21 protein-coding genes and 1 pseudogene are annotated in these 25,294 nt (G+C 73.8%); 8 read left to right on the top strand and 14 right to left on the bottom strand.

Features of this window, described 5'->3' with window-relative positions:
- Positions 1-421: 421 nt before the first annotated feature.
- Entirely contained in the window at positions 422-1,393 is a 972-nt protein-coding gene (locus IH44_RS0122560) for a MerR family transcriptional regulator (RefSeq protein ID WP_030461499.1), read from the bottom strand.
- 76 nt (positions 1,394-1,469) lie between these two features.
- On the opposite strand from IH44_RS0122560, the gene IH44_RS0122565 reads away from it, so the two are divergent.
- Complete coding sequence (locus tag IH44_RS0122565) at positions 1,470-3,560, top strand: MMPL family transporter (RefSeq protein WP_030461500.1); 2,091 nt, start codon at positions 1,470-1,472, stop codon at positions 3,558-3,560.
- Positions 3,561-3,567: 7 nt separating this feature from the next.
- Here the strand turns inward: IH44_RS0122565 and IH44_RS0122570 are convergent, their stop codons facing one another.
- The gene (locus tag IH44_RS0122570; RefSeq protein ID WP_030461501.1) at positions 3,568-4,113 is read right to left on the bottom strand and encodes a sigma-70 family RNA polymerase sigma factor; all 546 of its coding nucleotides are present in this window, start codon (positions 4,111-4,113) and stop codon (positions 3,568-3,570) included.
- Positions 4,114-4,306: 193 nt separating this feature from the next.
- Between IH44_RS0122570 and IH44_RS0122575 the strand changes: the two genes are divergently transcribed.
- Positions 4,307-5,227, top strand: coding sequence for a UTP--glucose-1-phosphate uridylyltransferase (locus tag IH44_RS0122575; RefSeq protein ID WP_030461502.1), 921 nt, complete (start codon positions 4,307-4,309; stop codon positions 5,225-5,227).
- Here IH44_RS0122575 and IH44_RS0122580 read toward each other — a convergent pair.
- From IH44_RS0122580 to IH44_RS0122595, 4 genes and pseudogenes are all read right to left on the bottom strand, one after another.
- The gene (locus IH44_RS0122580) at positions 5,214-5,690 is read right to left on the bottom strand and encodes a hypothetical protein (protein WP_051817191.1); all 477 of its coding nucleotides are present in this window, start codon (positions 5,688-5,690) and stop codon (positions 5,214-5,216) included. The genes IH44_RS0122575 and IH44_RS0122580 overlap by 14 nt on opposite strands.
- Positions 5,691-5,850: 160 nt before the next feature.
- Entirely contained in the window at positions 5,851-6,492 is a 642-nt protein-coding gene (locus IH44_RS0122585; RefSeq protein WP_030461504.1) for a dihydrofolate reductase family protein, read from the bottom strand.
- A 225-nt stretch (positions 6,493-6,717) separates the two neighbouring features.
- Positions 6,718-6,900, bottom strand: coding sequence for a hypothetical protein (locus IH44_RS0122590; RefSeq protein ID WP_030461505.1), 183 nt, complete (start codon positions 6,898-6,900; stop codon positions 6,718-6,720).
- Positions 6,901-7,031: 131 nt separating this feature from the next.
- Positions 7,032-7,385 (bottom strand): annotated as a pseudogene (locus tag IH44_RS0122595) (winged helix-turn-helix transcriptional regulator); the annotation flags it as partial.
- Between the two features lie 99 nt (positions 7,386-7,484).
- Here IH44_RS0122595 and IH44_RS0122600 point away from each other — a divergent pair.
- Positions 7,485-8,696, top strand: a complete 1,212-nt coding sequence (locus IH44_RS0122600; protein ID WP_030461507.1) for a pyridoxal phosphate-dependent aminotransferase — start codon at positions 7,485-7,487, stop codon at positions 8,694-8,696.
- Positions 8,697-9,002: 306 nt separating this feature from the next.
- Here IH44_RS0122600 and IH44_RS0122610 read toward each other — a convergent pair whose 3' ends face one another.
- A complete protein-coding gene (locus IH44_RS0122610; protein WP_157852429.1) occupies positions 9,003-9,794 on the bottom strand; it encodes a DUF6215 domain-containing protein in 792 nt (263 codons plus the stop codon).
- A gap of 345 nt (positions 9,795-10,139) precedes the next feature.
- Here IH44_RS0122610 and IH44_RS0122615 point away from each other — a divergent pair, with 345 nt between their 5' ends.
- Positions 10,140-10,631: a hypothetical protein gene (locus IH44_RS0122615; RefSeq protein ID WP_051817192.1), complete on the top strand. Its 492-nt coding sequence runs from the start codon at positions 10,140-10,142 to the stop codon at positions 10,629-10,631.
- Between the two features lie 6 nt (positions 10,632-10,637).
- Here IH44_RS0122615 and IH44_RS0122620 read toward each other — a convergent pair whose 3' ends face one another.
- The 3 genes from IH44_RS0122620 to IH44_RS0122630 form a co-directional block, all read right to left on the bottom strand.
- Positions 10,638-10,970, bottom strand: coding sequence for a YnfA family protein (locus tag IH44_RS0122620; RefSeq protein WP_030461511.1), 333 nt, complete (start codon positions 10,968-10,970; stop codon positions 10,638-10,640).
- 101 nt (positions 10,971-11,071) lie between these two features.
- The gene (locus tag IH44_RS0122625; protein ID WP_035956087.1) at positions 11,072-12,688 is read right to left on the bottom strand and encodes a metallophosphoesterase family protein; all 1,617 of its coding nucleotides are present in this window, start codon (positions 12,686-12,688) and stop codon (positions 11,072-11,074) included.
- Between the two features lie 169 nt (positions 12,689-12,857).
- A complete protein-coding gene (locus tag IH44_RS0122630) occupies positions 12,858-13,622 on the bottom strand; it encodes an aminotransferase class IV (RefSeq protein WP_030461513.1) in 765 nt (254 codons plus the stop codon).
- 89 nt (positions 13,623-13,711) lie between these two features.
- On the opposite strand from IH44_RS0122630, the gene IH44_RS0122635 reads away from it, so the two are divergent.
- Positions 13,712-14,332, top strand: a complete 621-nt coding sequence (locus IH44_RS0122635) for a DUF6461 domain-containing protein (RefSeq protein WP_030461514.1) — start codon at positions 13,712-13,714, stop codon at positions 14,330-14,332.
- Between the two features lie 115 nt (positions 14,333-14,447).
- Here IH44_RS0122635 and IH44_RS0122640 read toward each other — a convergent pair whose 3' ends face one another.
- The gene (locus tag IH44_RS0122640; protein WP_030461515.1) at positions 14,448-14,882 is read right to left on the bottom strand and encodes an SUKH-4 family immunity protein; all 435 of its coding nucleotides are present in this window, start codon (positions 14,880-14,882) and stop codon (positions 14,448-14,450) included.
- Between the two features lie 141 nt (positions 14,883-15,023).
- Between IH44_RS0122640 and IH44_RS0122645 the strand changes: the two genes are divergently transcribed.
- Positions 15,024-15,527: a DinB family protein gene (locus IH44_RS0122645; protein WP_030461516.1), complete on the top strand. Its 504-nt coding sequence runs from the start codon at positions 15,024-15,026 to the stop codon at positions 15,525-15,527.
- 22 nt (positions 15,528-15,549) lie between these two features.
- Here IH44_RS0122645 and IH44_RS0122650 read toward each other — a convergent pair whose 3' ends face one another.
- The 3 genes from IH44_RS0122650 to IH44_RS0122660 all read right to left on the bottom strand — a co-directional run bounded on the left by IH44_RS0122650 (position 15,550) and on the right by IH44_RS0122660 (position 21,233).
- On the bottom strand, positions 15,550-17,208 hold the full coding sequence (locus tag IH44_RS0122650) for an FAD-binding dehydrogenase (protein ID WP_030461517.1): 1,659 nt from the start codon (positions 17,206-17,208) through the stop codon (positions 15,550-15,552).
- A 149-nt stretch (positions 17,209-17,357) separates the two neighbouring features.
- On the bottom strand, positions 17,358-19,802 hold the full coding sequence (locus IH44_RS0122655) for an endonuclease/exonuclease/phosphatase family protein (protein ID WP_107066599.1): 2,445 nt from the start codon (positions 19,800-19,802) through the stop codon (positions 17,358-17,360).
- Between the two features lie 339 nt (positions 19,803-20,141).
- Entirely contained in the window at positions 20,142-21,233 is a 1,092-nt protein-coding gene (locus IH44_RS0122660; protein ID WP_030461519.1) for a HoxN/HupN/NixA family nickel/cobalt transporter, read from the bottom strand.
- A gap of 310 nt (positions 21,234-21,543) precedes the next feature.
- Here IH44_RS0122660 and IH44_RS0122665 point away from each other — a divergent pair, with 310 nt between their 5' ends.
- Together IH44_RS0122665 and IH44_RS0122670 are read left to right on the top strand one after the other, a co-directional pair.
- Positions 21,544-23,877 carry a glycosyl hydrolase family 18 protein gene (locus IH44_RS0122665; protein WP_030461520.1) on the top strand — a complete coding sequence of 778 codons (2,334 nt, stop codon included), beginning with the start codon at positions 21,544-21,546 and terminating at the stop codon, positions 23,875-23,877.
- Between the two features lie 174 nt (positions 23,878-24,051).
- On the top strand, positions 24,052-25,188 hold the full coding sequence (locus IH44_RS0122670) for an esterase family protein (protein WP_030461521.1): 1,137 nt from the start codon (positions 24,052-24,054) through the stop codon (positions 25,186-25,188).
- The last annotated feature ends 106 nt before the right edge of the window (positions 25,189-25,294 follow it).

Below are 25,294 nucleotides of genomic sequence, written 5' to 3' on the forward strand. Positions count from 1 at the left end.
ACACGTCGGGGCCGGGCGAGGGACGCGTCGGGGGCGGGAGCCGGGAACACGTCGGGGCCGGGCGAGGGACGCGTCGGGGGCGGGAGCCGGGAACACGTCGGGGCCGGGCGAGGGACGCGTCGGGGCCGGGAGCCGGGAACACGTCGGGGGCGGGAGCCGGGAACACGTCGGGGCCGGGAGCCGGGAACACGTCGGGGGCGGGAGCCGGGAACACGTCGGGGCCGGGAGCGCACTCAGCCAGGCCGGGCCAGGGACGGGCGAGGGACGGGACGGGACGGGCGAGGGACGCCTCACGGGACGGGGCCTCTGCGGCCCTGAGGCCCGGAGGCTCGGAAGCCCGGAGGCCCCGGGCGGGGAACGCGTCGGGGGCGGGAGCGCGCCCGGCCTGGAGCGTGCTCGGCCGGGAGGACGGCCTCCGCGCTCACCGGCCGTCCGGCCCGTCCGCGTCCAGGGCCCGGGCCAGCAGGGTGAGGGTGTCCGGGAGGTCGCGGGGGGCCAGGGTGCCGGGCGGGCGGGTGGTGCGGTGCCAGCCGGGGCCGGCGGCGAGGACGGTGGGGCGGAGGCGGGCGCCGCGGGGGCCCCAGGGGGTGGTGGCGACGGCACGGGCGGGGACGGGGTCGGCGGTGGCGCGGGTCTGCGACCAGAGCAGGACGGCGGCGGGGCCGGTGCGGCGGACGGCGGCGGCGAGGGCCGCCGCGGGCAGTGCGGCGCCGAAGACCCGGAACGGCAGGCCGCGTTCGGCGAGCGCCGCGGCCACCGCCTCCACCGGCAGGGTGTGCTGCTCGCCGGGCATCGCGGCCAGCAGCACCGGCGGCCCGGCCGCGCCCGCCGGGGGCACCGCGACCCGGCGCAGCGCGCTGGAGACGTGCCAGGACAGCAGGTGCTCAACCTCGACGTCCTGCTCGCCGCCGTCGCGGGCCCAGCGGCGTCCGGCGGCGCGCAGCGCGGGCGCCATCAGGTCCGTCCAGGCGGTGACGGCGCCGAACCGTTCGATCCCGTCCCGCAGCAGCCGGGCCACCTCGGGTCCGTCCAGCCGCCGCGCGGCCCGGGCCAGCCCGCGCACCTCGGGAGGCACCGCGCCCGGCGGCGCCGCCCGTTCGACCGGCACCGCCCGCTCGCCCCGTTCGGCCTGCTCGGCCTGTTCGGCCTGTTCGACCTGCGCGGGGGCCAGCCGGGCGGCCTCGGCGGGTGGCACCCCGTGCGCGGTGAGGCGGCACATCGCCTCCAGCACGGCCACGTCGCGGGCGGTCCAGCGCCGGTGCCGGCCGGCCGGGCGCTCGGCCGGGCCGATCCCGTAGCGGCGCTCCCAGGAGCGGACGGTGGTCGGCGAGACCCCGAGCCGCCGGGCGACCGCCCCGGTGCTGGCGCCCGCCTCGGGCGGCAGTTCTGACATCCCGTCAGCCTAGGCCCTGCCCGGGGGCGGGGCCCCGTAGCGCAGATCTCTCAATCATTGAGATATTCTCGCGGCCATGTCGACTCCCGCACCGCCCTCCCCCGCACCGCGCCCGCCCGCGGCCCGCCGCCTGCGGTTCCTGCTCCCGCTCGTCCTCCTGCTGGTCTGGCTGGTGCTCGGCGGCGCGCTCGGGCCGTTCGCCGGGCGGCTGGGCGAGGTGTCGACCAACGACGGGGCCGCGTTCCTGCCGCGCAGCGCCGAGTCGACCCGGGTCGCCCGGCTGGAGAAGGACTTCCGCACCGAATCGACGCTGCCGGTGGTGCTGGTCTGGGAGGCGGAGTCCGGGCAGGTGGACGACGCGCTGCGGGCCGGGGCGGGCCAGGCGCTGGCCGCGGCCGCGCAGGTGCCCGGCGGCACCGGGCAGGTCTCGCCGCTGCTGCCGTCCGAGGACGGGCGGGCGCTGGAGGCGGTCGTGCAGCTGCGCGCCGACCTCGGGCCGGACACCAAGGAGGCGGTCGCGGCCATCCGCGACGAGGCCGGGAAGGTCCCGGGCGCCACCGCCGGGGTGGCCGGGCCCGCGGCGGTGCTGGCCGACCTGTCGGGGGCGTTCGCCGGCATCGACGGCCTGCTGCTCGGGGTGGCGCTCGGCGTGGTGCTGCTGATCCTGCTGCTGGTGTACCGGGCGGTGCTGCTGCCGCTGCTGGTGATCCTCGGCGCGGTGTTCGCCCTCGCCGCGGCCTGCGCGATCGTGTACGCGCTGGCGCAGCACGGCGTGGTCCGGGTGGACGGGCAGGTGCAGGGGCTGCTGTCGATCCTGGTGATCGGCGCGGCCACCGACTACGGGCTGCTGCTGTCCGCCCGGTTCCGCGAGGAGCTCGCCGCCGGGCAGGACCGGTTCGCCGCCGCCCGCACCGCGCTGCGCCGCTCGGTGGAGCCGGTCGCCGCCTCGGGCCTCACCGTGGGCCTGGGCCTGCTGGTGCTGCTGCTCTCCGACCTGACGAACAACCGGGCGCTCGGCCCGGTCGGCGCGATCGGCATCGCCTGCGCGGTGCTGTCCGCGCTGACCTTCCTCCCGGCGGCGCTCGCGCTGTGCGGCCGGGCCGCGTTCTGGCCGGCCCGGCCCGGCACCGGCGGCGGCTCGAACCGGCTCTGGCAGCGGGTCGCCGACCTGGTGGGCCGCCGTCCGCGCGCGCTGTGGGTGGGCTCGGTCGCGGTGCTGGCGGCGCTCGCGGCCTGCTCCCCGCTGCTGGACGCCCGGGGCGTGCCGCAGTCCGAGCTGTTCACCACCGCCCAGCCCTCGGTCGCCGCCCAGCGCCTGCTCTCCGCGCACTTCCCGGGCGGCTCCGGCAACCCGGCGGTGATCGTCGCCGACGCCGCGCACGCGGACGCCGTGGCGGCCGCCGCCGCGCGGGTGCCCGGCGTCGCCGCGGTCCGCCCGTACACCGGCGGCGCGCCCACCGCCCCACCGGTGGTCGCCGACGGCCGGGTCCGGCTCGACGCGACGCTCGCCGACCCCGCCGACAGCGACGCCGCCCTCGCCGCCGTCGGCCGGCTGCGCACCGCCGTGCACGCCGTGGACGGGGCCGACGCCCTGGTCGGCGGCTACTCGGCGCAGCAGGCCGACACCCGGGCCACCGCCCGGGACGACCGGACGCTGATCATGCCGGTGGTGCTGCTGTGCATCCTGGCGGTGCTGATGCTGCTGCTGCGCTCGGTGCTGGCGCCGCTGCTGCTGGCGGCGACGGTCGCGCTCTCCTACCTGGCCACGCTGGGCGTCTCGGCGCTGGTCTTCCCGCACGTGTTCGGCTTCTCGGCGACCGACCCGTCCGTCCCGCTGTACGGGTTCGTGTTCCTGGTCGCGCTGGGCGTGGACTACAACATCTTCCTGATGACCCGGGTCCGCGAGGAGACCGCCGCCCTCGGCACCCGGGCGGGCGTGCTGCGCGGCCTCACCGCGACCGGCGGCGTCATCACCTCCGCGGGCGCGGTCCTCGCCGCGACCTTCGCGGCGCTGGGCGTCATCCCGCTGGCCTTCCTCGCCCAGATCGCCTTCATCGTGGCCTTCGGCGTCCTGCTCGACACCCTGCTGGTCCGCTCGCTGCTCGTCCCGGCCCTGGTGCACGACCTGGGCGGTCGGGTCTGGTGGCCGGCCCGCGCGGCGGACTGACGCCACGTCAGCCGAGCTCGGTGCGCAGCCGCCGCAGCCCGTCCCGGACCCGGCTCTTCACCGTCCCCAGCGGCGCACCCAGCAGCGCGGCGATCCGCGTCTGGGTGCAGCCGCCCCAGTAGGCGAGGGCGAGGGCCTCGCGCTGGGCGGGGGCGAGGGCGGCCAGGGCGGTGCGGACGGCCCGGTCCTCGATCCGGCGTTCGGCCTCGGCGGCGACGCTGTCGTACGCCGGGCGGTACTCGCGCAGGGCGGCCGCCCGCTCCCGCTCGGCGCCGGCCCGGGCGGCGCGGACCCGGTCGACGGCGCGGTGGTGGGCGGCGGTCAGCGCCCAGGCGTGCACGCTGCCGCGCTCGGGGCGGTAGCGCCCGGCGGTGCGCCACAGCTCCAGGAACACCTCCTGGACGACCTCCTCGCTCTGCGCCCGGTCCCGCAGCACCCGCCGCACCACCGCCCCCACCGGGCCCAGCAGCTGCCGGTACAGCACCTCGAAGGCCCCCGGTTCCCCCCGGGCCACCCGGGCCACCAGCTCACCGCCGCACGTCTCGACCGTCACCCCGCCAAGGTCGTCCGCCCCGCCCCCGGACGCCACCCGCAGCGTTCGTGCAACGTTTCAGCCGACGGCCGCGGCCGGATCCGTCCCGTCCGCGCCCGGAACCCACCGCGCCGTGCGGGCGGCGTGCCGGGCGGGCCGCCAACTACCATGCGTGAGGAAAGAGTTGCCGTCGGTTGCACTGGAAGGGACCCGCATGCGCGCCACCATCCGCCGGGCCGTGATCCCCGCTGCCGGGCTCGGTTCCCGGCTCCTCCCGCTCACCAAGGCCACCCCGAAGGAGATGCTGCCGGTCGGCGACCGGCCGGTGATCGAGCACACCGTCCGCGAGCTGATCGACTCCGGGATCACCGACATCACGGTCGTCGTCTCCGGCGACAAGTCGCTGATCCAGGAGCACTTCCGGCCCAATCCGACGCTGGTCGCCCAGCTGCGCGCCGCCGGGAAGTCCGGCTACGCCGACGCGGTGGAGGAGGTCGGCGAGCTGTCCCGCCGCGGCCACCTCACCTACCTGTACCAGCACGGCCCGTACGGCAACGGCACCCCGGTGCTGAACGCCGCCCGGAACTTCGGCGACGAGCCGTTCCTGGTGCTGTGGCCCGACGACGTGTTCGTCGCGGCGGTGCCGCGCGCCCGGCAGCTGGTCGCCGCGTACGAGCGGACCAACGCCCCGGTGCTGGCGCTGATGCCGATGGGCCCGGAGGACTCCCGGCGGTACGGCGTGCCCGTGGTGAAGGAGGACCTCGGCGACGGGTCGCTGCGGATCACCGGCCTGGTGGAGAAGCCGGAGCCCGCCGACGCGCCCTCGCAGTACGCCGCGATCGGCGGATACGTGCTGACGCCCGGCGTGGTGGACGAGCTGCGCGAGCAGTACCGCCGCCACCAGGAGGACCCGGTCGGCGAGCTGTACCTGACCGACGCGCTCAACGCGTACGCCGCCCGGCGCGCCGTGTACGGCCAGGTCATCGAGGGCCGCTGGTACGACACCGGCAACCCCGGGGCGTACCTGATCGCGCAGTTCGCCCACGCCCTGGCGCACCCCGAGTACGGGCCCGCCCTCCGGCGGCTGGCCGGGGAGCGCGGCGGGGCCGACTCCCTTGGCGCTACCGGGCGTTGAGTACCGCGATGCCGCAGTCGCCCGCTTCGAAGCCGGCCAGCAGGGCGTCCAGCGAGGCGGCCGGGCCGGTGTGGTCGATGAGCAGGACGGCCTGGAGTTCGCCGTCCTGCTCGGCGGGGGCGAAGTCGGTGGCGAGCTCGCGGCGCAGCAGCGGGACCCACTCGTCGTCGCCGGGGAACTCGGCCAGCAGGGCCGGCTGTTCGGCGAAGCAGCGGGTGAGGACGGCGCGGGCGGTGACCAGGGTGACGGCGAGGCGGTCGCCGGTGCGGGCGTAGCGGGCGGCGAGGTCGTCCGGGAGGAGGTAGCAGACGCCCTCCTCGCCCTCGTGGCCGTAGCCGAGCAGCCCGTTGACGGCCCGTTCGCCGGGGTCGGCGGAGGCGGTGTCGACGGAGAGCAGCACGCCGACGTCCTCCGCTCCGAACGGCGGGACGGCGGTGATCCAGATACCCGGGGAGGCGGTCATGGCGCCCAGCCAAGCACGCCCCGCCGACAGCGCCCGCCGACAGCACCCGCCGTCGGCGCCCGGACGCGCCCGGGGCCGGGTACGGGGCCGGGGCCGGGGCCGGGCACGGGGCCGGGTACGGGCGGGATGGTGGTGCTGCGCCGAGGGCCCGTCAGCGGGCCTAGTCCCTGGTCCGGTTCCAGAAGTGGTGGGTGAGGCCGCTCGCCGAGGTCGCCGACTCGACGGTGAAGCGGTCCTGGACCTCGGCGAGCCCGTCCCACATCGACACCCCGGCGCCCAGGGTGACGGGCACGGTGACCAGGTGCATGAAGTCGACGAGGTCGGCCGCCAGGAACTGCCGGACCGTGGAGGGGCCGCCGCCGATGCGGACGTCCAGGCCGCCGGCGAGCTCCCGGGCGCGTGCGAGGGCTTCTTCGGGCGTGGCGTCGAGGAAGTGGAAGCTCGTGCCGTTGTCGAAGGAGACCGGGTCGCGCCGGTGATGGGTGAGCACCACCACGGGCGTGCGGAAGGGGGGCTCGTCGCCCCACCAGCCCCGCCAGTCGTCGTCGGTCCACTCGCCGGTCTGCGGACCGAACTTGCCCCGGCCCATGATCTCGGCCCCGATCCCCTGGCCCCAGGTGCTCGTGAGTGCGTGATCGAGGGTGATCGGCGCGTCCACGGCGTCCACCCCGTGGATGAACCGCCCGTCGAAGTACCCGAACAGCCTCTCGGCGCCCCCGATCGGCGCGTCGAGAGTGATCGTCTCGCCTGCGCTGTAGCCGTCCAGGGAGATGTGGAAGTTGTGCACGCGGACTTTGGCCATGCGGTCCACCTTCGGCAAGTGCTCGCGGTCTCCAAGCGGTCGCAACGAGCCTACGACCCGGGGCTGTCAACCGCGGGCACGGTCTCTCCCGACACGTGTCGGCGGGGTGTGCCGGCACGTACCGTCCCGGGACGACGCACCGGTGGGCCCCGCGGTCGAAGACGGGTGACCTGCCGCCGCAGCTGCCGCGCCGCACCGGCGAACGGGAGTTCCGAACGAGGCCGCCTACTGGGCCGGGCCGCCGCCCGTCCAGCTGTGGTTGGCGGAGCGGTGGTGGCGGGAGACCGCCGCGGCGCGGTCGGCCTCGGCGCGGTGGGCCTCGGCGTGGTCGTACGCCCGGCGCTCGGACCGGAACGGGCGGGTGACCGCGCGGGCGGCCGAGGCGGCGAGTGCGAGCAGGCGCGGCATGGTGGGACCCCCGTCCGTCTCCGAGCCCGGGAAGGCCCGGATGACGTCAGGTTACCCGGCAAAGGGTTCGTCAAGCCTCAAGGCGGGCTCAGGAGTTGGCGTCGGGACGGGGTTCAGGAGTCGGCGGCGGTGTACCAGTGCGCGCGGACGGCGTCGGTGGGCCGCGGTTCGCCCAGGTCGGGGCCGCCCCAGCGGGCGAGCGCCTCGACGACGGGGCGCAGGTCGGCGCCGCGGGGGGTGAGTTCGTAGACGGTGGCGTTGGCGGGGCGCTCCAGGCGGCGGCGCTCGACCAGGCCCTCGCCCTCCAGCTGCTTGAGCCGGGTGGCGAGGATGTCGGTGGAGACGCCGGGCAGGTCGGCGTGCAGGTCGGTGTAGCGGCGCGGTCCGCCGAGGAGTTCACGGACGATCAGGAGGCTCCAGCGCTCCCCGACCGCGTCCAGGGCGCGGGCGACGGCGCAGTACTGGTCGTAGCTTCGGCGTGGCATGCCGTCAGCATAGCCAATAGGTTGGACTTTCCAAGTGCTCACTTGGTAGAACGAAGCAAGCCGGCCGCAGGGGCTCGGTGACGGGTCGGGAGGCCGCTGATGGAGTTTCGCCAGTCCAGCAAGCTGAAGGACGTGTGCTACGAGATCCGGGGCCCGGTCGTCGACACCGCCAACGCGCTGGAGGAGGCCGGCCACAGCGTGCTGCGCCTGAACACCGGCAACCCGGCCCCGTTCGGCTTCGAGGCCCCGGAGGAGATCCTCCAGGACATCATCCGCAACCTGCCCAACGCGCACGGCTACTCCGACGCCCGCGGCATCCTCCCCGCCCGCCGCGCCGTCGTGCAGTACTACCAGCAGCGCGGCGTCCCGGGCGTCGGCGTGGACGACGTCTACCTGGGCAACGGCGCCTCCGAGCTGATCCAGATGGCCGTCCAGGCGCTGGTGGACGACGGCGACGAGGTGCTCGTCCCGGCGCCGGACTTCCCGCTGTGGACGGCCGTGGTCCGGTTCGCCGGCGGCAAGGCGGTGCACTACCTGTGCGACGAGGAGTCCGACTGGTACCCGGACCTGGACGACATCGCCGCCAAGATCACCCACCGCACCAAGGCCATCGTGGTGATCAACCCGAACAACCCGACCGGCGCGGTCTACCCGAAGGAACTGCTGGAGGGCATCCTCGACCTGGCCCGCCGCCACCACCTGCTGGTCTTCGCCGACGAGATCTACGACAAGATCCTCTACGACGGCGCCGAGCACCACTGCCTGGCCGCCCTCGCCGACGACGTGGTCACCCTCACCTTCAACGGTCTGTCCAAGGCGTACCGGGTGGCCGGCTTCCGCAGCGGCTGGCTGGTGGTCTCCGGCCCCAAGGAGCACGCCAAGGACTACCTGGAGGGCCTCACCATGCTGGCCGCGATGCGGCTGTGCCCCAACGTGCCCGCCCAGTACGCCGTGCAGGCCGCGCTCGGCGGCCGGCAGTCCATCAACGACCTGGTGCTGCCCAACGGCCGGCTCACCGAACAGCGCGACGTCACCTGGCGCGCCCTGAACGAGATCCCCGGCGTCTCCTGCGTCAAGCCCAAGGGCGCCCTGTACGCCTTCGCCAAGCTCGACCCCGCCGTGCACCGGATCGTCGACGACGAGCGCTTCGTCCTCGACCTGCTGCTCCGCGAGAAGATCCACATCGTCCAGGGCACCGGCTTCAACTGGCCCCGCCCCGACCACTTCCGCTTCGTCACCCTCCCGCGCGCCGACGAACTGGAGACCGCGATCAACCGGATCGGCCGCTTCCTGGCCACCTACCGCCAGTAGCGCGAGGCCCGGACGGCTCAGCGGTCACCCGAGAACGGCTGGAACGAGGCCCAGGGCGGGGTCGGCCGGGGCGACTCACCCGGCTCGGCGGCGGGCGAGTCGCTCCCCCGCCCGCCGAACGTCGGGCTCTCGTGATCAGCGCCCCACACGCCCACGGCCAGCAGACTGCACAGACCGAGCACCGCCCACGCCAACTGGACCTTCTCCCACCTGATCTGCCGCGTCACTCGTTGCCCTGTCACGGTCTTCCCCTCGGAACCGGTCGAACCCAGCACGTGTCCCGCCTCGCGCGCCGGCTCGGCGGCCTCAGCGCCCGCCGAACGGCCGGAACGGGGACGGGGACGGCCGGGGCGGGCGGGTCGGCTGTCCCGGCTCGGCCGGGAGCGGGGGCGCGTTCCAGCCGTCCAGGTCGGCCATCAGCTTCTCGGCCAGCGCGGGCAGCAGGTTGCTGTCCGCGAAACCGCCGTCCTCCCGCCACAGGGAGACTTCGAGGGAGCCGCCGCTGCCGTCCGCGTTCCGGGCGACCACCAGGTGGTACGCCGTGCCGGGGTCGCCCTGGGGCGCGGCGGCCCGGCCGGAACCCGAGCCCGAGCCCGGACCCGAGCCGCCGGTCCCGAGGTTGATGGTCATCCAGTGCAGCTGCTCCGCGTAGGCGACCGCGGGCCGCCCGGCCACCGGCGCCACCTCGCGGGCGCTCACCCGGGCACTGTCCAGCAGCAGGTCGTACGGGACGGTGCGGCTCTCGGACACCGCGGCCTTCACCTTGCCGACCTGCACCTGCGCCGCCCCGGTCTCCCACGGCGAGTAGGAGCCGACCCCGGCGGACACCACGCGCTCGCCCGGAGCGCCGACCAGCTCCGCCAGGCCGGGGCGGTTCAGCGCGGCGCACATCGCCGGGTAGCCGGCCGGCTCGCCCTCCTGGATCGGGCGGCACACGGCGGGCCCGCCGTCCTCGGCCCGCGCCCCGTCCGCCCGTCCGCCCGAGTCCTGCACCGAGTGCCAGAACAGCCCGCCCGCCAGGACGAACACCCCCACCACCGCGCGCACCGCGATCGTCCGGCCGACCCCCGCCACGTAGTCCCGCATGATCCTCCCCATCTGAAGCCCGGCGAATGTAGCACTTCCGTTCGAACCCGCACCGGGCTTTCCCACCTGGGAGGCCGGCGCCGCGGACTCCCCCTCGACGGCCGGCTCCCCGGGGTGCCGGGCCGGTCCGGGCACGGGCCGTCAAGTCGCTTGCGCCACTGGGGACTCCGGAGGCGCTGGGGCCGGTCGCGGGAGGGCGGGCGGACCAGGGGCGGCACCTCCGGGCCCGTGGCGAGGGGGTGCTGCGCGGCGTTCCGATTGCCGATCGGTAACGAAGCCATCACTCGAAGTCCACCGGTCGCACACACTCGGAAGGATGGCGTCCCGTCCCGAGCCGTCCCTCCGAGATGAGTCCCCTTGTCCCTCTCCCTCCGCCTGCGCCGGGCCTCGGCGGCCGGCGCGCTGCTGGCCGCCGCGCTGTTCGCCACCGCCTGCGAGCCGACCGACCAGGTCGCGCCCGCGTCCGTCGCACCGTCGCACAGCAGCAGCGCCCCCGCGCCGAGCCCCTCCCCCACGCCGACCCCGACTCCGACGCTGACACCGGAGCCCGCGCAGACGCCCGAAGCGACGCCGGAGCCGACCGCCGCGGCGACCACCCAGGCGCCGAAGACCGCCACCACCAAGCCCGCCGCCACCACACCCACCGCGGCGCGCACCACCAGCAAGCCGCCCGCCGAGCCGACGCACACCCAGCAGGCGGCGGGCTGCCACCCGCTGTCCAACGCGGGCAACTGCTACAAGGCGGGCCAGTACTGCCGGGCCTCCGACCACGGCGTCTCGGGCACCGACGCCTCCGGCCGGACCATCGTCTGCGTGGACAAGAACGGCTGGCGCTGGATCGCCTCCTGAGGCTCCCTACCGGCGCGGCCCGTACATGATCACGCCGACGCCGGCCAGGCAGACCAGCGCGCCGAGCACGTCCCAGCGGGTGGGGCGGAACCCGTCCAGGAGGACGCCCCACAGCAGCGACCCGGCCACGAACACGCCGCCGTACGCGGCCAGCACCCGGCCGAAGTTCGCGTCCGGCTGGAGGGCCGCGGTGAAGCCGTACAGGCCCAGCGCGACCACGCCGAGCCCGGCCAGCCACCACGGGCGGGACTCGCGGACGGACTGCCAGACCAGCCAGCAGCCGCCGATCTCCAGGACGGCGGCCAGCGCGAACAGCAGGATCGAACGGGCGGTGCTCACCGCCCCACCCTAGACGGCGCCCACTCTGGACGGTGCCCGCCCTCGACGGCGCCCGCCCCGGACCTGACAGCACCTGGTCCGGGGCGGGCGCCGACCCGGCGTCAGTGGCCGTGCTCGCTGCGGCCCGCGCGGCGGACGATCGAGTAGTGGTCGATCTGGGTGCCGTTCTCGGCCAGCGCGGTCACCTTCATGGTGGTGTTCGCGCCGCGGTGCGCCGGGGTGACGTCCACCTTGATGAAGGAGTAGCCGGTGTAGCGGACCCGCGACCACTGGACGGTCTCGGGGACCTTCACGGCGCCCTTCTCGAAGTGGAAGGTGACCACCTCGTCCTGGTGGTTCTCGTGGCCCTCGTAGGTGTCGGGGGCGTCGAAGTAGTACAGGCTGCGGCCGGCCGCGCCCGCGGTCACGTAGACCACGCCGTCCTTGACCGGGTCGACCGTCGCGCCGCTCGGCACCGCCTTGCTGACCTTGTTGCCGAGGATCGCGTCGGTGCGCTCGTACACGTGGTTGTGGCCGTTGACGACCAGGTCCACCCGGTACTTCTCGAACAGCGGCACCCAGGCCTCCCGGACACCGCCCTCGGACGCGTGCTGGTGGGTGGTGGAGAAGGCGCAGTGGTGGAAGAAGACCACCACGAAGTCGATCGACTCGTCGGCCCGCAGCTCGCGCAGGGTGCGCTCCAGCCACTGGGTCTGCCGACCGTTGGTGAGGCCGAAGTTGACCGGGATCTCGTACGAGACGTCGTTGGCGTCCAGCGAGATCACGCCGACGTTGCCGTAGGTGAAGGAGTAGACGCCGGGGGCCTTGCGCGGGTCCGGGCCGTTGCCCGGCAGGGTGAAGCGGGAGTCGTCGCCGCCGTACCCGTTGTGCGAGTACCAGGCCTCCATGTCGTGGTTGCCGTAGGAGACCATCCACGGGATCTCGGCGGAGACCGGCTCGGTCTGCGCCAGGAAGGCGTCCCAGGTCAGCGCGTTGAACGCGGACTTGTCGCTGTCCAGGCCCTGGCCCATCGGGTCGGCGTAGCAGATGTCGCCGGCGTGCAGGTGGAACACCGGGTCCTGCGCCAGGATCACGTTGTCGTTGCCGGCCGCGTGGGTCGAGACGCCCTGGTCGCCGAAGGCGGTGAAGGTGAACGGCTCGAACGGGCGGTTGTGCCGGCCGTGCCGGGACGGCGCGGTGGTGAAGGTCTTCAGGGTCGAGACGGCCTGCTGCGAGGCCGGGTCGAAGCCCTCGTGGCCGACGCCGTAGTAGTAGGTGGTGCCCGGCTGCAGGTGGTCCAGCGACACGTGCAGGTAGTACTGGTCGACCGGGGTGGCGCCGTCGACCAGCGCCGGGGTGTGCAGCGCGCGCACCTCGGCCTCGATCTTGCCGCTCAGGTCCCAGGGGTGGCGGCCGAAGCGCAGGAACGGCTTCTTCACCGCGGCCGGCACCTGCCAGGACACCCGCATCTGGGTGCCGGCGTCGGCGCCGAACTGCAGGTGGCGGCCGATCGGCGCGACCAGCGAACCGGTCACCCCGTCGGTGGCGGACTTCACGGGCTGGTCGGCGAACGCCGTGCCGGAACCCATCGCCCCGCCGACGGCCAGCGCGCCGACCGTGACCGCGCTGGAGCGCAGCAGGGTGCGGCGGGACAGCTTGCTGCGCAGGTACTCGTGCTGCTCCGCCATGCTCATGCGGGCGGCGAGCTGGGCGGGCACGCCCATGTTGGGGATATCCATGCGCGGGAGACTGTCAGCGGCCGGTGGCCGCCGCCCGGATGGTCGGTGAACGACCGTCATCGTGTCGGTCTGGCTCAGCACATGATCAGACCATGGGATGGTAAAACCGCCCCCGCGACCGGCCCCACCTGCCCTAACGCACCTTCCTCCTGCCCTCCGTCCCGTCCCGCTACAACCGCTCCCCCGGCACCGCCAGGTACGCCTCCCGCAGCCGCGCCACCCCCGCCGTGTCGAACACCCGCCCGTCCACCGCCGCCACCGGCCGCACCCCGACCGCCGCGTTGGTGGCGAACACCGCCTCCACCCCCGCCAGTTCCGGCCCCACCCGCTCCTCCGCTCCCCCGCACACCCCGCGCAGCAGCGCCATCGCCGTCCCCGCCAGGTACGCCCCGCGCGGCCACACCACCCCGTCCCCGCGCAGGAACCCGACGTTCCACGTCCCGCCCTCGGTCACCCCGCCGTCCCGGTCCACGAACAGCGCGTCGTCGAACCCCGCCTGCTGCGCCAACCGCCGCTGCCGCAGCGCCCCGAACAGCGCCACGCTCTTCACCTCCGGCAGCTCCCGCTCGAACCGCACCGTCCGCACCCGGATCGGCCCCGGCACCCCGCTGCCCACCGGACGCGCCGTCACCAGCACCCTCGGCTCCGCCTTCCCCCCGATGCTCCCCAGGTCGATCGCCGGATCGAACAGCGTCACCCGCACCGCCACCACCCCCGCCCCCGGCACCGCCCGCCGGGCGAACTCCCGCACCCGCTCCCGGTCCGGCACCACCCCGAACAGCGCCGCGCAGTCCCGCTCCAGCCGCTCCAGGTGCAACCCCAGCCCCCGCACCCGCCCGTCCTCCACCACCATCGTGGTGAAGTGCCCGTAGTTCGTCAGCGCCAACACCTGCAACTGCCCCGCCGACACCGGCCGCCCGTCCAACTCCGCCACCGCGACTCCTCCGCTCACGCCCCCATTCTCGACGATCACCCGGGCCGCGCGGTTCGACGGGTCGGGCCGGATGCGGCATCCTCACTGCCATGCACCCGACTTCGTCCGACTACCTGTGGTTCCACCGGGACTTCCCTGCGCTGGCCGTCTCCTACTGCCTCACTCTGGTGAAGGACCTGTCCCCGGAGGAACTGTTCCGGCGCCTCGGCGGCAGCGCCGGAACGGACGCGGTCGGAGTCGACGCCCTGGTCGAGCAGGCGGCGACCGCCCGGCGCACCGGCCCGGACGGCCTGCGGTTCGCCGGCATCGCCGACCTCGGGTCGTGGGCGCTGATGGTCGAGCCCGACGGGTCTCTGGGCGTCCTCGAAGAAGCCGCGGAGCCGGGTTCGTCCGGAACCGAGTGGGTGGCGCACCACCGCAGCGAGGGCGACGTCGACACGTTCCTCGCCTACGTGGACTCCGCTCCCCTCGTGCTGCTGGATCCGGCCGCTTCAGGGAACCGGCTGGGCCGCAGCCCGCAGGAGATCACCGCCGCACTGCGACACATGGGCTTCGACCTCGACAGCCCGACACCCGCCGCCACCCCCCGCACGGCGAGCGCGGCGTTCGCCCTCGCGGAGGTACTCACCGGCGTCCGGCTGACCCCCGCGCTGCTCCGCGGACTGTCCTTCCGGTGCGGAGCCCTGCCCGCGCCCCGAATGGGACGGTAAGGGCACCCGCCACCCGGCCCGCCCCCGCGCCGTCGCGCCGTGGTCGAAGCCCCGGGTGGCCTTCGCGGCGGGGAACCCGCTCCGCAGCCACCGGAGCGTGCCCCCCGGCGTCCCGTCAGATCAGCCCGTCCCGGATCTGCTCGATCACCAGGCTCCACCAGTGGTCCGGGCCCTCCAAGGCGGCCCCGTCCACCGACGCCAGCCCCCGGGCCAGCGCGTCCACCTCGTCCTCGTCCGGCGGCTCCGGCTCGCCTCCGGCCTCCATCACCGCGACCCAGCGGCCGAACAGGTCCAGGCACGCGGTGAACCGGTCGAACCCCGAGTTGACGAACCGGCGCTCCACCACTCCCGGCATCGCCGAGACCACCGCGCCGGACCCGTCCTCCACCCACAGGTTCGTCCCGTAGTCGTCACCGACCCAGCGCGCGCCCTCCCGCTCCCGCCCGGCCCCGCCGATCGGCGCGACCGCCCCCACCAGCCCGAACCCCTCGGCGGCCTCCACCGCCAAGTGCACGTCCAACACCTCGACCGCCCGCCCGATCCCGCCCACCGCGCCCCTCCGTCCGCTCCGGCGCCTCGCGCGCCGCACCCGTTGTACCCGACGCACCCGACACCAGGCCGCGCCGCTCATCCGCCGTCGACCGCCGAAACCCGGTGCGCCCCGGGGGCCGGGACGGTTAGGTTCGTGGGCATGACGACCTTCGAAACGCAGCGCCGCCCCGTGCCCCTCGCCGACGGCGGTGAACTCGACATCGCACTCGCCTTCCTGGCCTTCGCCCGGGAGTGCGTGGTGAAGAAGACCGAGGGGCTGGCGGAGGAGCAGCTGCGCCGCGTCCTGGTGCCGACCGGGACGAACCTGCTGGGGCTGGTGCAGCACCTGACGGCGTCCGAGCGGTACTGGTTCGGCTACCACCTGGCGGGCCTGGCCGAGTACGAGGACGTCGACTTCGGCATGGCCGTCCCGGCGGACGTCCCGGCCGAGCGGGTGCTGGCCGACTACCGGCGGGCCTGCGCGGACAGCGACGCCGCCATCCGCGCCGCCGGCGGCCCGGACGCTCCGACCGCGGCCCCGGTGGTGCGCGGCGAACCCCGTTCGCTGCGCTGGGTGCTGGCGCACATGACCGGTGAGACGGCCCGGCACGCGGGCCACGCCGACATCCTGCGCGAGCAGCTCGACGGCACCACCGGGCGGTGACGAGCCCGGCCGGGCGGCCCGGCTACGCGGTGGCGGCGGCCGCGGCCCGGCCGGCCGCCCGGCCGGAGAAGAGGCAGCCGCCGAGGAAGGTGCCCTCCAGGGAGCGGTAGCCGTGGACGCCGCCGCCGCCGAAGCCGGCCGCCTCGCCGGCCGCGTAGAGGCCGTCCAGGACGGTGCCGTCGGCGCGCAGGACGCGGGAGTCGAGGTCGGTCTGCAGGCCGCCGAGGGACTTGCGGGTGAGGATGTTGAGCCGGACGGCGATCAGCGGGCCGGCCTTGGGGTCGAGCAGCCGGTGCGGGCTCGCGGTGCGGATCAGCTTGTCGCCGAGGTAGCGGCGGGCGCCGTGGATGGCGGTGACCTGGAGGTCCTTGCTGAACGGGTTGGCGATCTCGCGGTCGCGGGCCTCGATCTCGCGGCGCAGGTCGGCGCCGTCGATGGCGGGCGCGTCGCCCTGCCGCTCGTTCATGCCGCGGACGAGTTCCTCCAGCGTGTCGGCGACCACGAAGTCGGGCCCGTGCTGCTTGAACGCCTCGACCGGGCCGGTGGCGCCGGGCAGGGCGCGGCCGAGCACCTGGCGGATCGAGCGGCCGGTGAGGTCGGGGTTCTGTTCGGAGCCGGAGAGGGCGAACTCCTTCTCGATGATCTTCTGGGTGAGCACGAACCAGGTGTGCTGGTGGCCGGTGCGCATGATGTGTTCGAGGGTGCCGAGGGTGTCGAAGCCGGGGAACAGCGGGACGGGCAGCCGCTTGCCGGTGGCGTCGAGCCAGAGCGAGGACGGGCCGGGCAGGATCCGGATGCCGTGCCTGGCCCAGATCGGGTTCCAGTTCTCGATGCCCTCGGTGTAGTGCCACATCCGGTCGCCGTTGACCAGGTGGCCGCCGGCCTCGCCTGCGACGTCCAGCATCAGGCCGTCGACGTGCGCGGGGACGCCGGAGAGCAGCTTGGCGGGCGGGGTGCCGAGCCGCTCGGGCCAGGCGGCGCGGACCTTGTCGTGGTTGCCGCCGATGCCGCCGGAGGCCACGACCACGGCCTGGGCGCGCAGTTCGAAGTGCCCGGTGACCTCGCGGGAGCTGGCCTCGCCGCGCTGCACGGCGGACGGGGCGAGCACCTCGCCGGTGACGGTGTCGAGCGTCCCGGCGCTGGCGGCGAGGCCGGTGACCCGGTGCCGGGGGCGCAGTTCGACCAGTCCGGCCCTGACGGCCTCGCGGACCCGGCGGGCGAAGGGTTCGACGAGGCCGGGGCCGGTGCCCCAGGTGATGTGGAAGCGCGGCACGGAGTTGCCGGGGCCGGAGGCGAGCAGTCCGCCGCGCTCGGCCCAGCCGACCACCGGGAACAGCCGGACGCCCTGGGCGTGCAGCCAGGCGCGCTTCTCGCCGGCCGCGAAGTCGACGTACGCCTCGGCCCAGCGGCGCGCCCAGGCGTCCTCCTCGCGGTCGAACCCGGCGGTGCCGAGCCAGTCCTGCCAGGCGAGGTCGCGGGAGTCCTTGATCCGCATCCGGCGCTGCTCGGGCGAGTCGACCAGGAACAGGCCGCCGAACGACCAGTGCGCCTGTCCGCCGAGCGAGCCAGCGGGCTCCTGGTCGAGCAGCAGCACCTTCCGTCCGGCGTCGGCGAGTTCGGCGGTGGCGGCCAGGCCGGCGAGGCCCGCTCCGATCACGATGACGTCGGCGTCGTGGGCCATGCGGGGCCGTCCTTCCAGACCTGGCTCGGGGGTGCCATGATCCTCCGGCCTGCGCGCCCCGCGGTCAACCCGCCGGTAACTTCCGGGGCGCGGCAAAGAGGCGGCAGCCCCCGCCCGGCCGGGCGGGGGCTGCCGGGAGCGGCGGGCCGTCAGGGCTTGACCCGGACCACCTGCGGGTCGTGGTCGGACGCCTGGGCGGCGAACTCGCTGTTGATGTGCACCACGTCGTAGCGGACGTGCTGCCGCTTGAACGCGTCGCTGACCAGGATGTGGTCGAGGACCTGCGAGTTGCCCTGGTAGACGTACGAGTAGCGCTCCGCCTCGGGCAGGTCGTTCACCAGGTCGCGCAGCACGCCGTCCTTGGTGAGGGTCTGCAGCGCGGGCGAGAACTGGTAGTCGTTGAAGTCGCCGAGCGAGACGATCCGGGCGTCCGGGTCGGCGGCCTCCAGCTTGGCGACGAACGCCTGCTCCAGGGTGGCCTGCTTGACGCGCTGCACCTCGGAGGAGCGGGTCGGGGCCTGGAAGCGGCTGTCGATGCCCTGGTCGCCGCCCTTGCTGTTGAAGTGGTTGGCGATCACGAAGACCGGCTTGTTGTGGAAGCTGAACTGGCCGACCAGCGGCTTGCGGCTGGAGTTCCAGGCTTCGTCGTTCGGGGCGATCCGGCCGGGCGAGGCGGTCAGCGCGGTGCGCTTGCCGGTGCCGGTGACGTCCACGGCGGTGGTGGAGGTGCCGCCGGGGATGTCGGTGAAGGAGACCCGGTCGGGGTTGAACAGGAACACCTGGCGGATGTTGCCGCCGGGCTCGCCGCCGTCCTTGCCGTCCACCGGGTCGATGGAGCGCCAGTCGTAGGACGGGCCGCCGGCCGCCTTGATCGCGTCGGTGAAGGTCTTGACGGTGAGCGAGGCGTCCACGGTGCCGTCGTTGACGGCGCCGTTGTCGTCCTGGATCTCCTCCAGGGCGATGATGTCGGGCGAGCGCAGATTGGTGACGACGGCCTGGGCGAGCTCGGCGAACTTGGCCGGACCGTCGCTCGGGTCGAGGTTCTCCACGTTGTAGGTGGCGATGGAGAGTTCGCTGGGCAGCGCCCGGTCGGCGACCTCGCGCTGCAGGCCGTTGTCCCGGACGGTGCCCAGGGTGTTGGCGGCGATGGTGTAGCCGCCGAACTGGTTGTAGTCGAGCGGGCCGGCGGTGGCGCCGGTCAGCTGGTCGCCGACGTTGGCGACCGGGAACGGCACCTCGGTCAGCGGCGGCAGCGACTGGACCATGATCCGGCCGCTGTTCGGCTTGTCGTAGCCGAGGTAGACCACGCCGCCGCGGTCGGTCCGCGGGTCGGCCGGACGGGCGTCCACCCACAGCTCGTTGTACTTGTCGGTGGCCTGCACCACCGGCACGTCGGCGACCTGGACGTTCATGCCCTCCAGCGACTCGTAGAGGTCGAGGGCGTACTTCGACGGGTCCAGCGGCAGGCCGTCTATCGAGCCGCCGGCCGCGTCGGGGGCGTAGGCGGCCGGGATGTTCGCGCCGTCCAGCACGACCGGCGCGGGCACCGGGTTGCCGGAGGAGAGCACGGTGGTCTTCGCGCCGGTCAGTTCGGTGATCGACTGCGAGCCGCCGGAGCTGTTCGGGTAGTACTCGCTGACCTTGGCGGTGACCAGCACCGAGTCGCCGACCTTCACGGTCGGGGCGGCGGAGGTGTAGACGAACACGCCCTCGCTGGTGGCCGGGTCGTTGTCCGGGTTCGGGTCCTGGATCCAGAAGCCCTTGGTGCCGTACCCGCGCACGCCGGTGACGACGCCCGGCACGTTGGTGACGGTCTGTCCGTTCTTCGGCGAGGTCCGGGTGGTGCCCTGGATGTCGTGGATCCGCAGCGCGCCGGGCACCGGCGGGGTGGTGCCGCCGTCGCCGCCGCCGGGGGTGGTGCCGCCGCCGGTGGTCTCGCCCTTGGTGTTGGTGGGCGTCGGGTCGCCGGCCGTGAGGTCCTTGGCGTTGTCGTCGGTGTCGGCGAGCGCGGCGCCGCGCGCCACCGAGGCGGTGTTGGACGCGCCCGCGGCCGGGCCGCTGCCCTCGCGGACCACGGCGGTGCCGAAGCCGACCAGGTCGACGATCCGCGGGTCGGCGGCGCAGTCGGCGGCGGTCTTGCAGGTCAGCGCGTCGGTGCCGTTGACCAGGGCGACGGTGCCGCTGGTGGCCGACAGCGCCAGGTTGCCGCTGGCGTCGGCGGCGGGCAGGGCGGCGGTGCCGCCGGTGCCCGCGGCCTCGGCGACCAGGTAGCGGCCGCCGGGGGCGACCGAGCCGGTCAGCGGGGTGACGCCCCACTGGCTGGAGGCGCTCGGGCTGCCGGGCAGGTACTGCACGCTGTAGCCGGCCAGGCCGAAGGCCGCGCCGGACGGGTTGCCCAGCTCGATGAAGTCGTTCTTCAGCGTCGCACCGGAGTTGCCGCCGCCGCCGTACACCTCGGCGATCACCGCGCCGGTGGACGGCGCGGCGGACGCGCCCGGCAGCGGGACGGCCAGCACGGACGCGGCGACCGCGGCCGTCGCGGTGACGCGCAGCAGGGTGCGGCGGGAACGGCGGACGGGAGTGGGGCTGGGCACCGTTGCGGGGCTCCTTCACGGCAGGACCGAAGCCCGGGGCGCCGCCGGGGCGCTCCGGGTGGTGAGGGTTCGTCAGAAGGCTGTCGGCCAGGGCCGGTCCGGGCGTCCGGACGGGCCCTGTCGGGCTACTCGCGTAGATCCGGTTCCAGAAGATACGCGCGTAGAAGTTGACGCGACAAGGGTGTGGACGTGAACAGCTCCCCACCTGCGCGAACCTCCCGCCCCGGGAACGCCGGAAGGGGCACCCGAACGGGCACCCCTCCCCTGCGAACCGCGAACCGCGAACCGCGAACCGCGAACCGCTGCCGACGACCGACGGCCGTCGGCCCGCCCGCCGCGCTACGACTGCTCGCGCAGCCCCGCGCCCCACTTCTGCTCGACCCGGCCGAACTTCCAGAACGCCAGCGCCCCGGCCCAGGTGACCACGAACAGGCCGACGATCACGTAGCCGACCAGGTTGAGGTCCAGCGAGCCGATCCAGCCGATCGGTCCGCCGGTGATGTCCAGCTTCTCCGCGAGCAGCCCGACCAGTTCGATCACGCCGATCACCAGCGCCACCACCACCGACAGGCCGGTCACCGTCAGGTTGTAGTAGATCTTCCGGACCGGCTTGGAGAACGCCCACTCGTAGGCGAAGTTCATGAACGAGCCGTCGATGGTGTCCAGCAGGCTCATGCCGGCCGCGAACAGGATCGGCAGCACCAGCAGCGCGTACCAGGGCAGCGCGAACGCGGCCGCGCCGCCCGCCAGCACCAGCAGCGAGACCTCGGTGGCGGTGTCGAATCCGAGGCCGAACAGCAGGCCCACCGGGTACATGTGCCAGGGCTTGGTGACCGCCCGGGTGACCCGGCCGAGGATCCGGTTCAGGAAGCCGCGCTTGTCCAACTGGCGCTCCAGCTCGGCCTCGTCGAACTCGCCCCGGCGCATCTTGCGGAACACCTTGAGGATGCCGTTGAACGCGCCCAGGTTGATCAGGCCGATCAGCACCAGGAAGGTGCCGGAGACGCTGACCCCGATCAGGCCGGTGGCCTGGTGCAGCGTCGAGTCGTCCGACTCGACCTGCCCGGCCAGCGAGCGGATCCCGAACGCCAGCAGCGCGCACAGCCCGAAGACGATCGACGAGTGGCCGAGCGAGAACCAGAAGCCCACCGAGAGCGGGCGCTTGCCCTGGCCCATCAGCTTGCGGGTGGTGTTGTCGATCGCCGCGATGTGGTCGGCGTCGAAGGCGTGCCGCATGCCCAGGGTGTACGCGGTGAGGCCCATCCCGGCGCCGAACACCTGGCCGCCCACGTCGTAGTGCCTCGGGGCGATCACCGCGAGCAGGGTGACCCAGCCCACCACGTGCAGGAGCAGGACGAACCCGCCCATCCCGGCGAGCCGGAGCCACTCCTCCCGGGTGAGCCGGTCGCGCAGACGGCTGGGCGCTGCCATGGGACTTCCTTCCGAACAGGGTGCCGCGGGGGCGGTGAGCTGGGCCATCTTTCCTTTTATCCGCTCGTAATTGCAAGTCATGTGCAACTACGAGCCAGGGGCGCACAACGGCGCCACCCCCGCTCCGAACCCGCTCCCGCAAAAGGACCGATCGGAAAGGTTCCTGACGGTTCGTGGGCCGAAATCCTTGACCCGGGCGAATGGTCCAGTCCAATCTAGGTGACGCGCTCACCCCAGGCGCGCAGGCTCCCACCTGGTCCCCACGGCCGCCGCACCTACCGGACAACCCCACTTCTCCGGAGGTTCCTCCATGCTTGAACGGGCCACGCCCACCACCGAACCGACCCCGCGCCGGGCCCCCTCCCGCCGCCGCGCCGGCGCCCTGGTGGTGGCCGCCGCGATGACGGTCGGCTCCACCGCGCTCGCGCTCTCGCTCGGTTCCGCCTCGGCGGCCACCGTCAACCTGCTCGCCAACGGCGACTTCGAGTCCGGCACGCTGAGCGGCTGGACCTGCACCAGCGGCTCGGTGGTCACCACCCCCGTGCACGGCGGCTCCTACGCCCTGAACGGCAACGCCACCGCCGCGGACACCGGCCAGTGCCAGCAGACCGTCACCGTCCAGCCGAACACCAAGTACACCCTCTCCGGCTTCCTCAAGGGCAGCTACGTGTACCTGGGCGCCACCGGCACCGGCGTCAACGCCTCCACCTGGACGCCCGGCGCCACCAACTACACCCAGCTGAGCACCACCTTCACCACGGGCGCGTCGACCACCTCGGTGACGGTGTTCACCCACGGCTGGTACGGCACCGGCGCCTACCAGGCGGACGACCTGACCCTGACCGGCCCGGACGGCGGCGGCAGCTCCAGCCCGTCCCCCTCCACCAGCACCGGCACCAGCGCCTCCCCGAGCCCGTCCGGCTCGACCTCGGCCTCCCCCAGCCCGTCCAACTCCACCTCCCCCAGCCCGTCCAACTCCACCTCCCCGTCGCCGTCCGCGAGCTCCAGCTCGGGCACCGGCAACGGCCCCTCGGGCGACGGCAAGATCACCGTGCCGGGCGGGGTGGCGGTCACCAAGGCCACCTCGAACGCCGTGGTGCTGAAGTGGAACGCCTCCACCGACTCCACCGACAACTACGTCGGCTACAAGGTGTGGTCGAAGGGCCAGCTGGTCGGCACCTCGATGGGCACCACCGTCGCGGTCTCCTCGCTGCTGCCGGGCACCTCGTACACCTTCACCGTGCAGGCGTACGACAAGGCCGGGCACGCCTCCCAGCAGTCCGCCGCGGTGAGCGCCACCACCTCCGCCGCGCCCGCCGCCAAGCCGCTCAAGTCGGCCTACTTCGACCAGTGGTCGGTCTACGACGCCGCCTACTACCCGAAGAACGTGGACACCTCGGGCGCGGCCGGCAAGCTCGACGTGATCTCCTACGCGTTCGAGAACATCCACCCGACCAACCTCAACTGCTTCGAGGCCGTCAAGGCGTCCGACGCCAGCCACGAGGACAACCCGAACGCGGGCGACGGCGCGGCCGACGCGTACGCCGACTACCAGATGGACTACTCGAACGCCATCTCGGTCGACGGCTCGGCCGACGACTGGCAGCAGCCGCTGAAGGGCAACTTCAACCAGCTGCGCCAGCTCAAGGCGAAGAACCCCAACCTGCGGGTCACCCTCTCGCTGGGCGGTTGGACGTACTCCAAGTACTTCTCCGACGCGGCGGCCACCGACGCCTCGCGCAAGAAGCTGGTCTCCTCCTGCATCGACATGTTCCTCAAGGGCAACCTGCCGACGGGCGTGGCGGGTGACGCCTCCGGCGGCGCGGCCACCGGCGCGGGCATCTTCGACGGCATCGACATCGACTGGGAGTACCCGGGCTCGGCCGGCGGCCACACCGGCAACCACTACTCCGCGGCCGACAAGCAGAACTTCACCGCGCTGCTCGCCGAGTTCCGCAGCCAGCTCGACTCGTACGGCGCGAGCGTCGGCAAGAAGTTCCTGCTCACCGCGGCGCTGCCGTCCGGCCAGGACAAGATCCAGTACATCGAGACCGACCAGATCGGGAAGTACCTGGACTACGCCGACATCATGACGTACGACATGCACGGCTCGTGGGACGCCACCGGTCCGACCAACCTCCAGGACCCGCTGCACGACAGCCCGGCCGACCCGACCACGCCGATCGCCCCCGGCACCGCCAAGTACAACGTGGACACCACGCTGGCCGCGTACACCACCGGCCTGCCGGAGTACGGGATCAAGGGCGGCTTCCCGTCCAACAAGATCATCCTCGGCATCCCGTTCTACTTCCGCGGCTGGACCGGCGTCCAGGCCGGTGACAACTACGGCCTGTACCAGAAGGCCACCGGCGCCACCCCGGCCAAGCCCGGCAGCCAGGAGGCCGGCCTGGCCAGCTGGCGCGAGCTCGCCCTCACCGCCCAGAACACCCACTGGGACCCGGTGACCGAGAGCACCTGGGTCTACGACGGCACCAACTTCTGGACCGGCGACGACCCGAAGGCCATCCAGGCCCGCGCCGCGTACGCGAAGAACAAGGGCCTGGGCGGCATGTTCGCCTTCGCCCTGGAGAACGACGACGACAACTCCACCCTGCTCAACACCATCTCCACCAGCCTGGGCTGACCCCTCCCCGGACCGGCGGCCCGCCGCACCTTCCCCATGGGTGCGGCGGGCCGCCGCCCGTCCCGGGCCCGCACCGCAGGCGGGTTGGGGTGTGCTTGGGGCCGCCTTGGCCAAACCGTGAACCTGCTGGGAGCCGACTGTGAGCTTCGTGAAGGCGTACCTTACGATCATCGGGTGCCCAGCCTGACCGGACTCCCGCTGCAGATCATCGCCGTCGTGGCGGCCGTCGCCGCGTTCGCCGCCACCATGTGGCTGTGGCCCCGGCTCGGCGGGCGGGGCTGGCGGTCCTGGCTCGGCCGGATCGGGGCGTTCCTCGGCACCCAGGTCGCGGTGCTGGTCGCCATGGGGCTGGTCGCCAACTCGTACTTCGGCTTCTACTCGACCTGGAGCGACCTGCTCGGCCTGGACGGCAGCCCCGGCACCGTGGTCGACCACCAGCCCGGCGGCAAGGCCGTCTCGGTGACCGGCGAGCAGAAGATGTACTCCGCGCAGGGCTCCGCCCAGGACCGCTCCGGGGTGATCCAGAAGGTGGAGATCCACGGCACCGGCACCGGCCTGACCGGCACCCCCGCGTACGTCTACCTGCCGCCGCAGTACTTCCAGCCCGCCTACGCGAACAGCCGCTTCCCGATGGTGCTGGCGCTGTCCGGCTACCCGGGCACCCCGGAGAAGCTGATCTCGCTGCTGCAGTACCCGGCGTCCACCCTGAAGGCCATCGAGGCCAGGGAGCTGCCGCCCACCGTGCTGGTGATGATGCGGCCCACCCTGGTCGGCAACCGCGACACCGAGTGCATGGACGTCCCGAACGGCCCGCAGGTGGAGACCTTCTTCACCGAGGACCTGCCGAAGGCGATGTCCGCCTCCTACCGGGTCGACGACCGGCCCGAGTCGCGGGCCGTGATCGGCGACTCCACCGGCGGCTACTGCGCCGTCAAGTTCGCGGTGCGCAAGCCCGACGCGTACCGCGCGGCGATCTCGCTGTCCGGCTACTACGAGGTGCACAACGACCCCACCACCGGCGACCTGTTCGGCGGCAGCGACCAGGTCAAGCAGGACAACGACCTGCTGTGGCGGCTGCGCAACCACCCCGCCCCGCCGGTCTCGCTGCTGCTGGCCACCAGCCGCAACGAGGAGAACTACCAGCCCACCCAGCAGATGGTCGCCGCGTTCAAGGCCCCGACCCGGGTGTCCACCATCACCCTGGACAGCGGCGGCCACAACTTCCACACCTGGACCCGCGAGATCCCCCCGGCCCTCACCTGGCTCGGCACCCGCCTCGCCCCGCCCACCCCGGCCCCCGCGGCCGGCTGACACCGCGTCAGACCCCGCGCGGCAGCGCAGGTCCACCCGTACGCCCGGAGATTAGAGCGGCCTCATAGCCCCCTCTCATCAACCTCTCAGCCTCGCCTCCGAGCGT

Source organism: Kitasatospora sp. NRRL B-11411 (assembly GCF_000721345.1).
Classification (GTDB): Bacteria; Actinomycetota; Actinomycetes; order Streptomycetales; family Streptomycetaceae; genus Kitasatospora; species Kitasatospora cineracea.

Bases quoted from the DNA above. Each gene is read 5' to 3' on its own strand.
- IH44_RS0122560 (WP_030461499.1), bottom strand. From the start codon at position 1,393: ATGTCAGAACTGCCGCCCGAGGCGGGCGCCAGCACCGGGGCGGTCGCC.
- IH44_RS0122565 (WP_030461500.1), top strand. From the start codon at position 1,470: ATGTCGACTCCCGCACCGCCCTCCCCCGCACCGCGCCCGCCCGCGGCC.
- IH44_RS0122575 (WP_030461502.1), top strand. From the start codon at position 4,307: ATGCGCGCCACCATCCGCCGGGCCGTGATCCCCGCTGCCGGGCTCGGT.
- IH44_RS0122580 (WP_051817191.1), bottom strand. From the start codon at position 5,690: ATGACCGCCTCCCCGGGTATCTGGATCACCGCCGTCCCGCCGTTCGGA.
- IH44_RS0122585 (WP_030461504.1), bottom strand. From the start codon at position 6,492: ATGGCCAAAGTCCGCGTGCACAACTTCCACATCTCCCTGGACGGCTAC.
- IH44_RS0122590 (WP_030461505.1), bottom strand. From the start codon at position 6,900: ATGCCGCGCCTGCTCGCACTCGCCGCCTCGGCCGCCCGCGCGGTCACC.
- IH44_RS0122600 (WP_030461507.1), top strand. From the start codon at position 7,485: ATGGAGTTTCGCCAGTCCAGCAAGCTGAAGGACGTGTGCTACGAGATC.
- IH44_RS0122610 (WP_157852429.1), bottom strand. From the start codon at position 9,794: ATGGGGAGGATCATGCGGGACTACGTGGCGGGGGTCGGCCGGACGATC.
- IH44_RS0122625 (WP_035956087.1), bottom strand. From the start codon at position 12,688: ATGGATATCCCCAACATGGGCGTGCCCGCCCAGCTCGCCGCCCGCATG.
- IH44_RS0122635 (WP_030461514.1), top strand. From the start codon at position 13,712: ATGCACCCGACTTCGTCCGACTACCTGTGGTTCCACCGGGACTTCCCT.
- IH44_RS0122645 (WP_030461516.1), top strand. From the start codon at position 15,024: ATGACGACCTTCGAAACGCAGCGCCGCCCCGTGCCCCTCGCCGACGGC.
- IH44_RS0122650 (WP_030461517.1), bottom strand. From the start codon at position 17,208: ATGGCCCACGACGCCGACGTCATCGTGATCGGAGCGGGCCTCGCCGGC.
- IH44_RS0122660 (WP_030461519.1), bottom strand. From the start codon at position 21,233: ATGGCAGCGCCCAGCCGTCTGCGCGACCGGCTCACCCGGGAGGAGTGG.
- IH44_RS0122665 (WP_030461520.1), top strand. From the start codon at position 21,544: ATGCTTGAACGGGCCACGCCCACCACCGAACCGACCCCGCGCCGGGCC.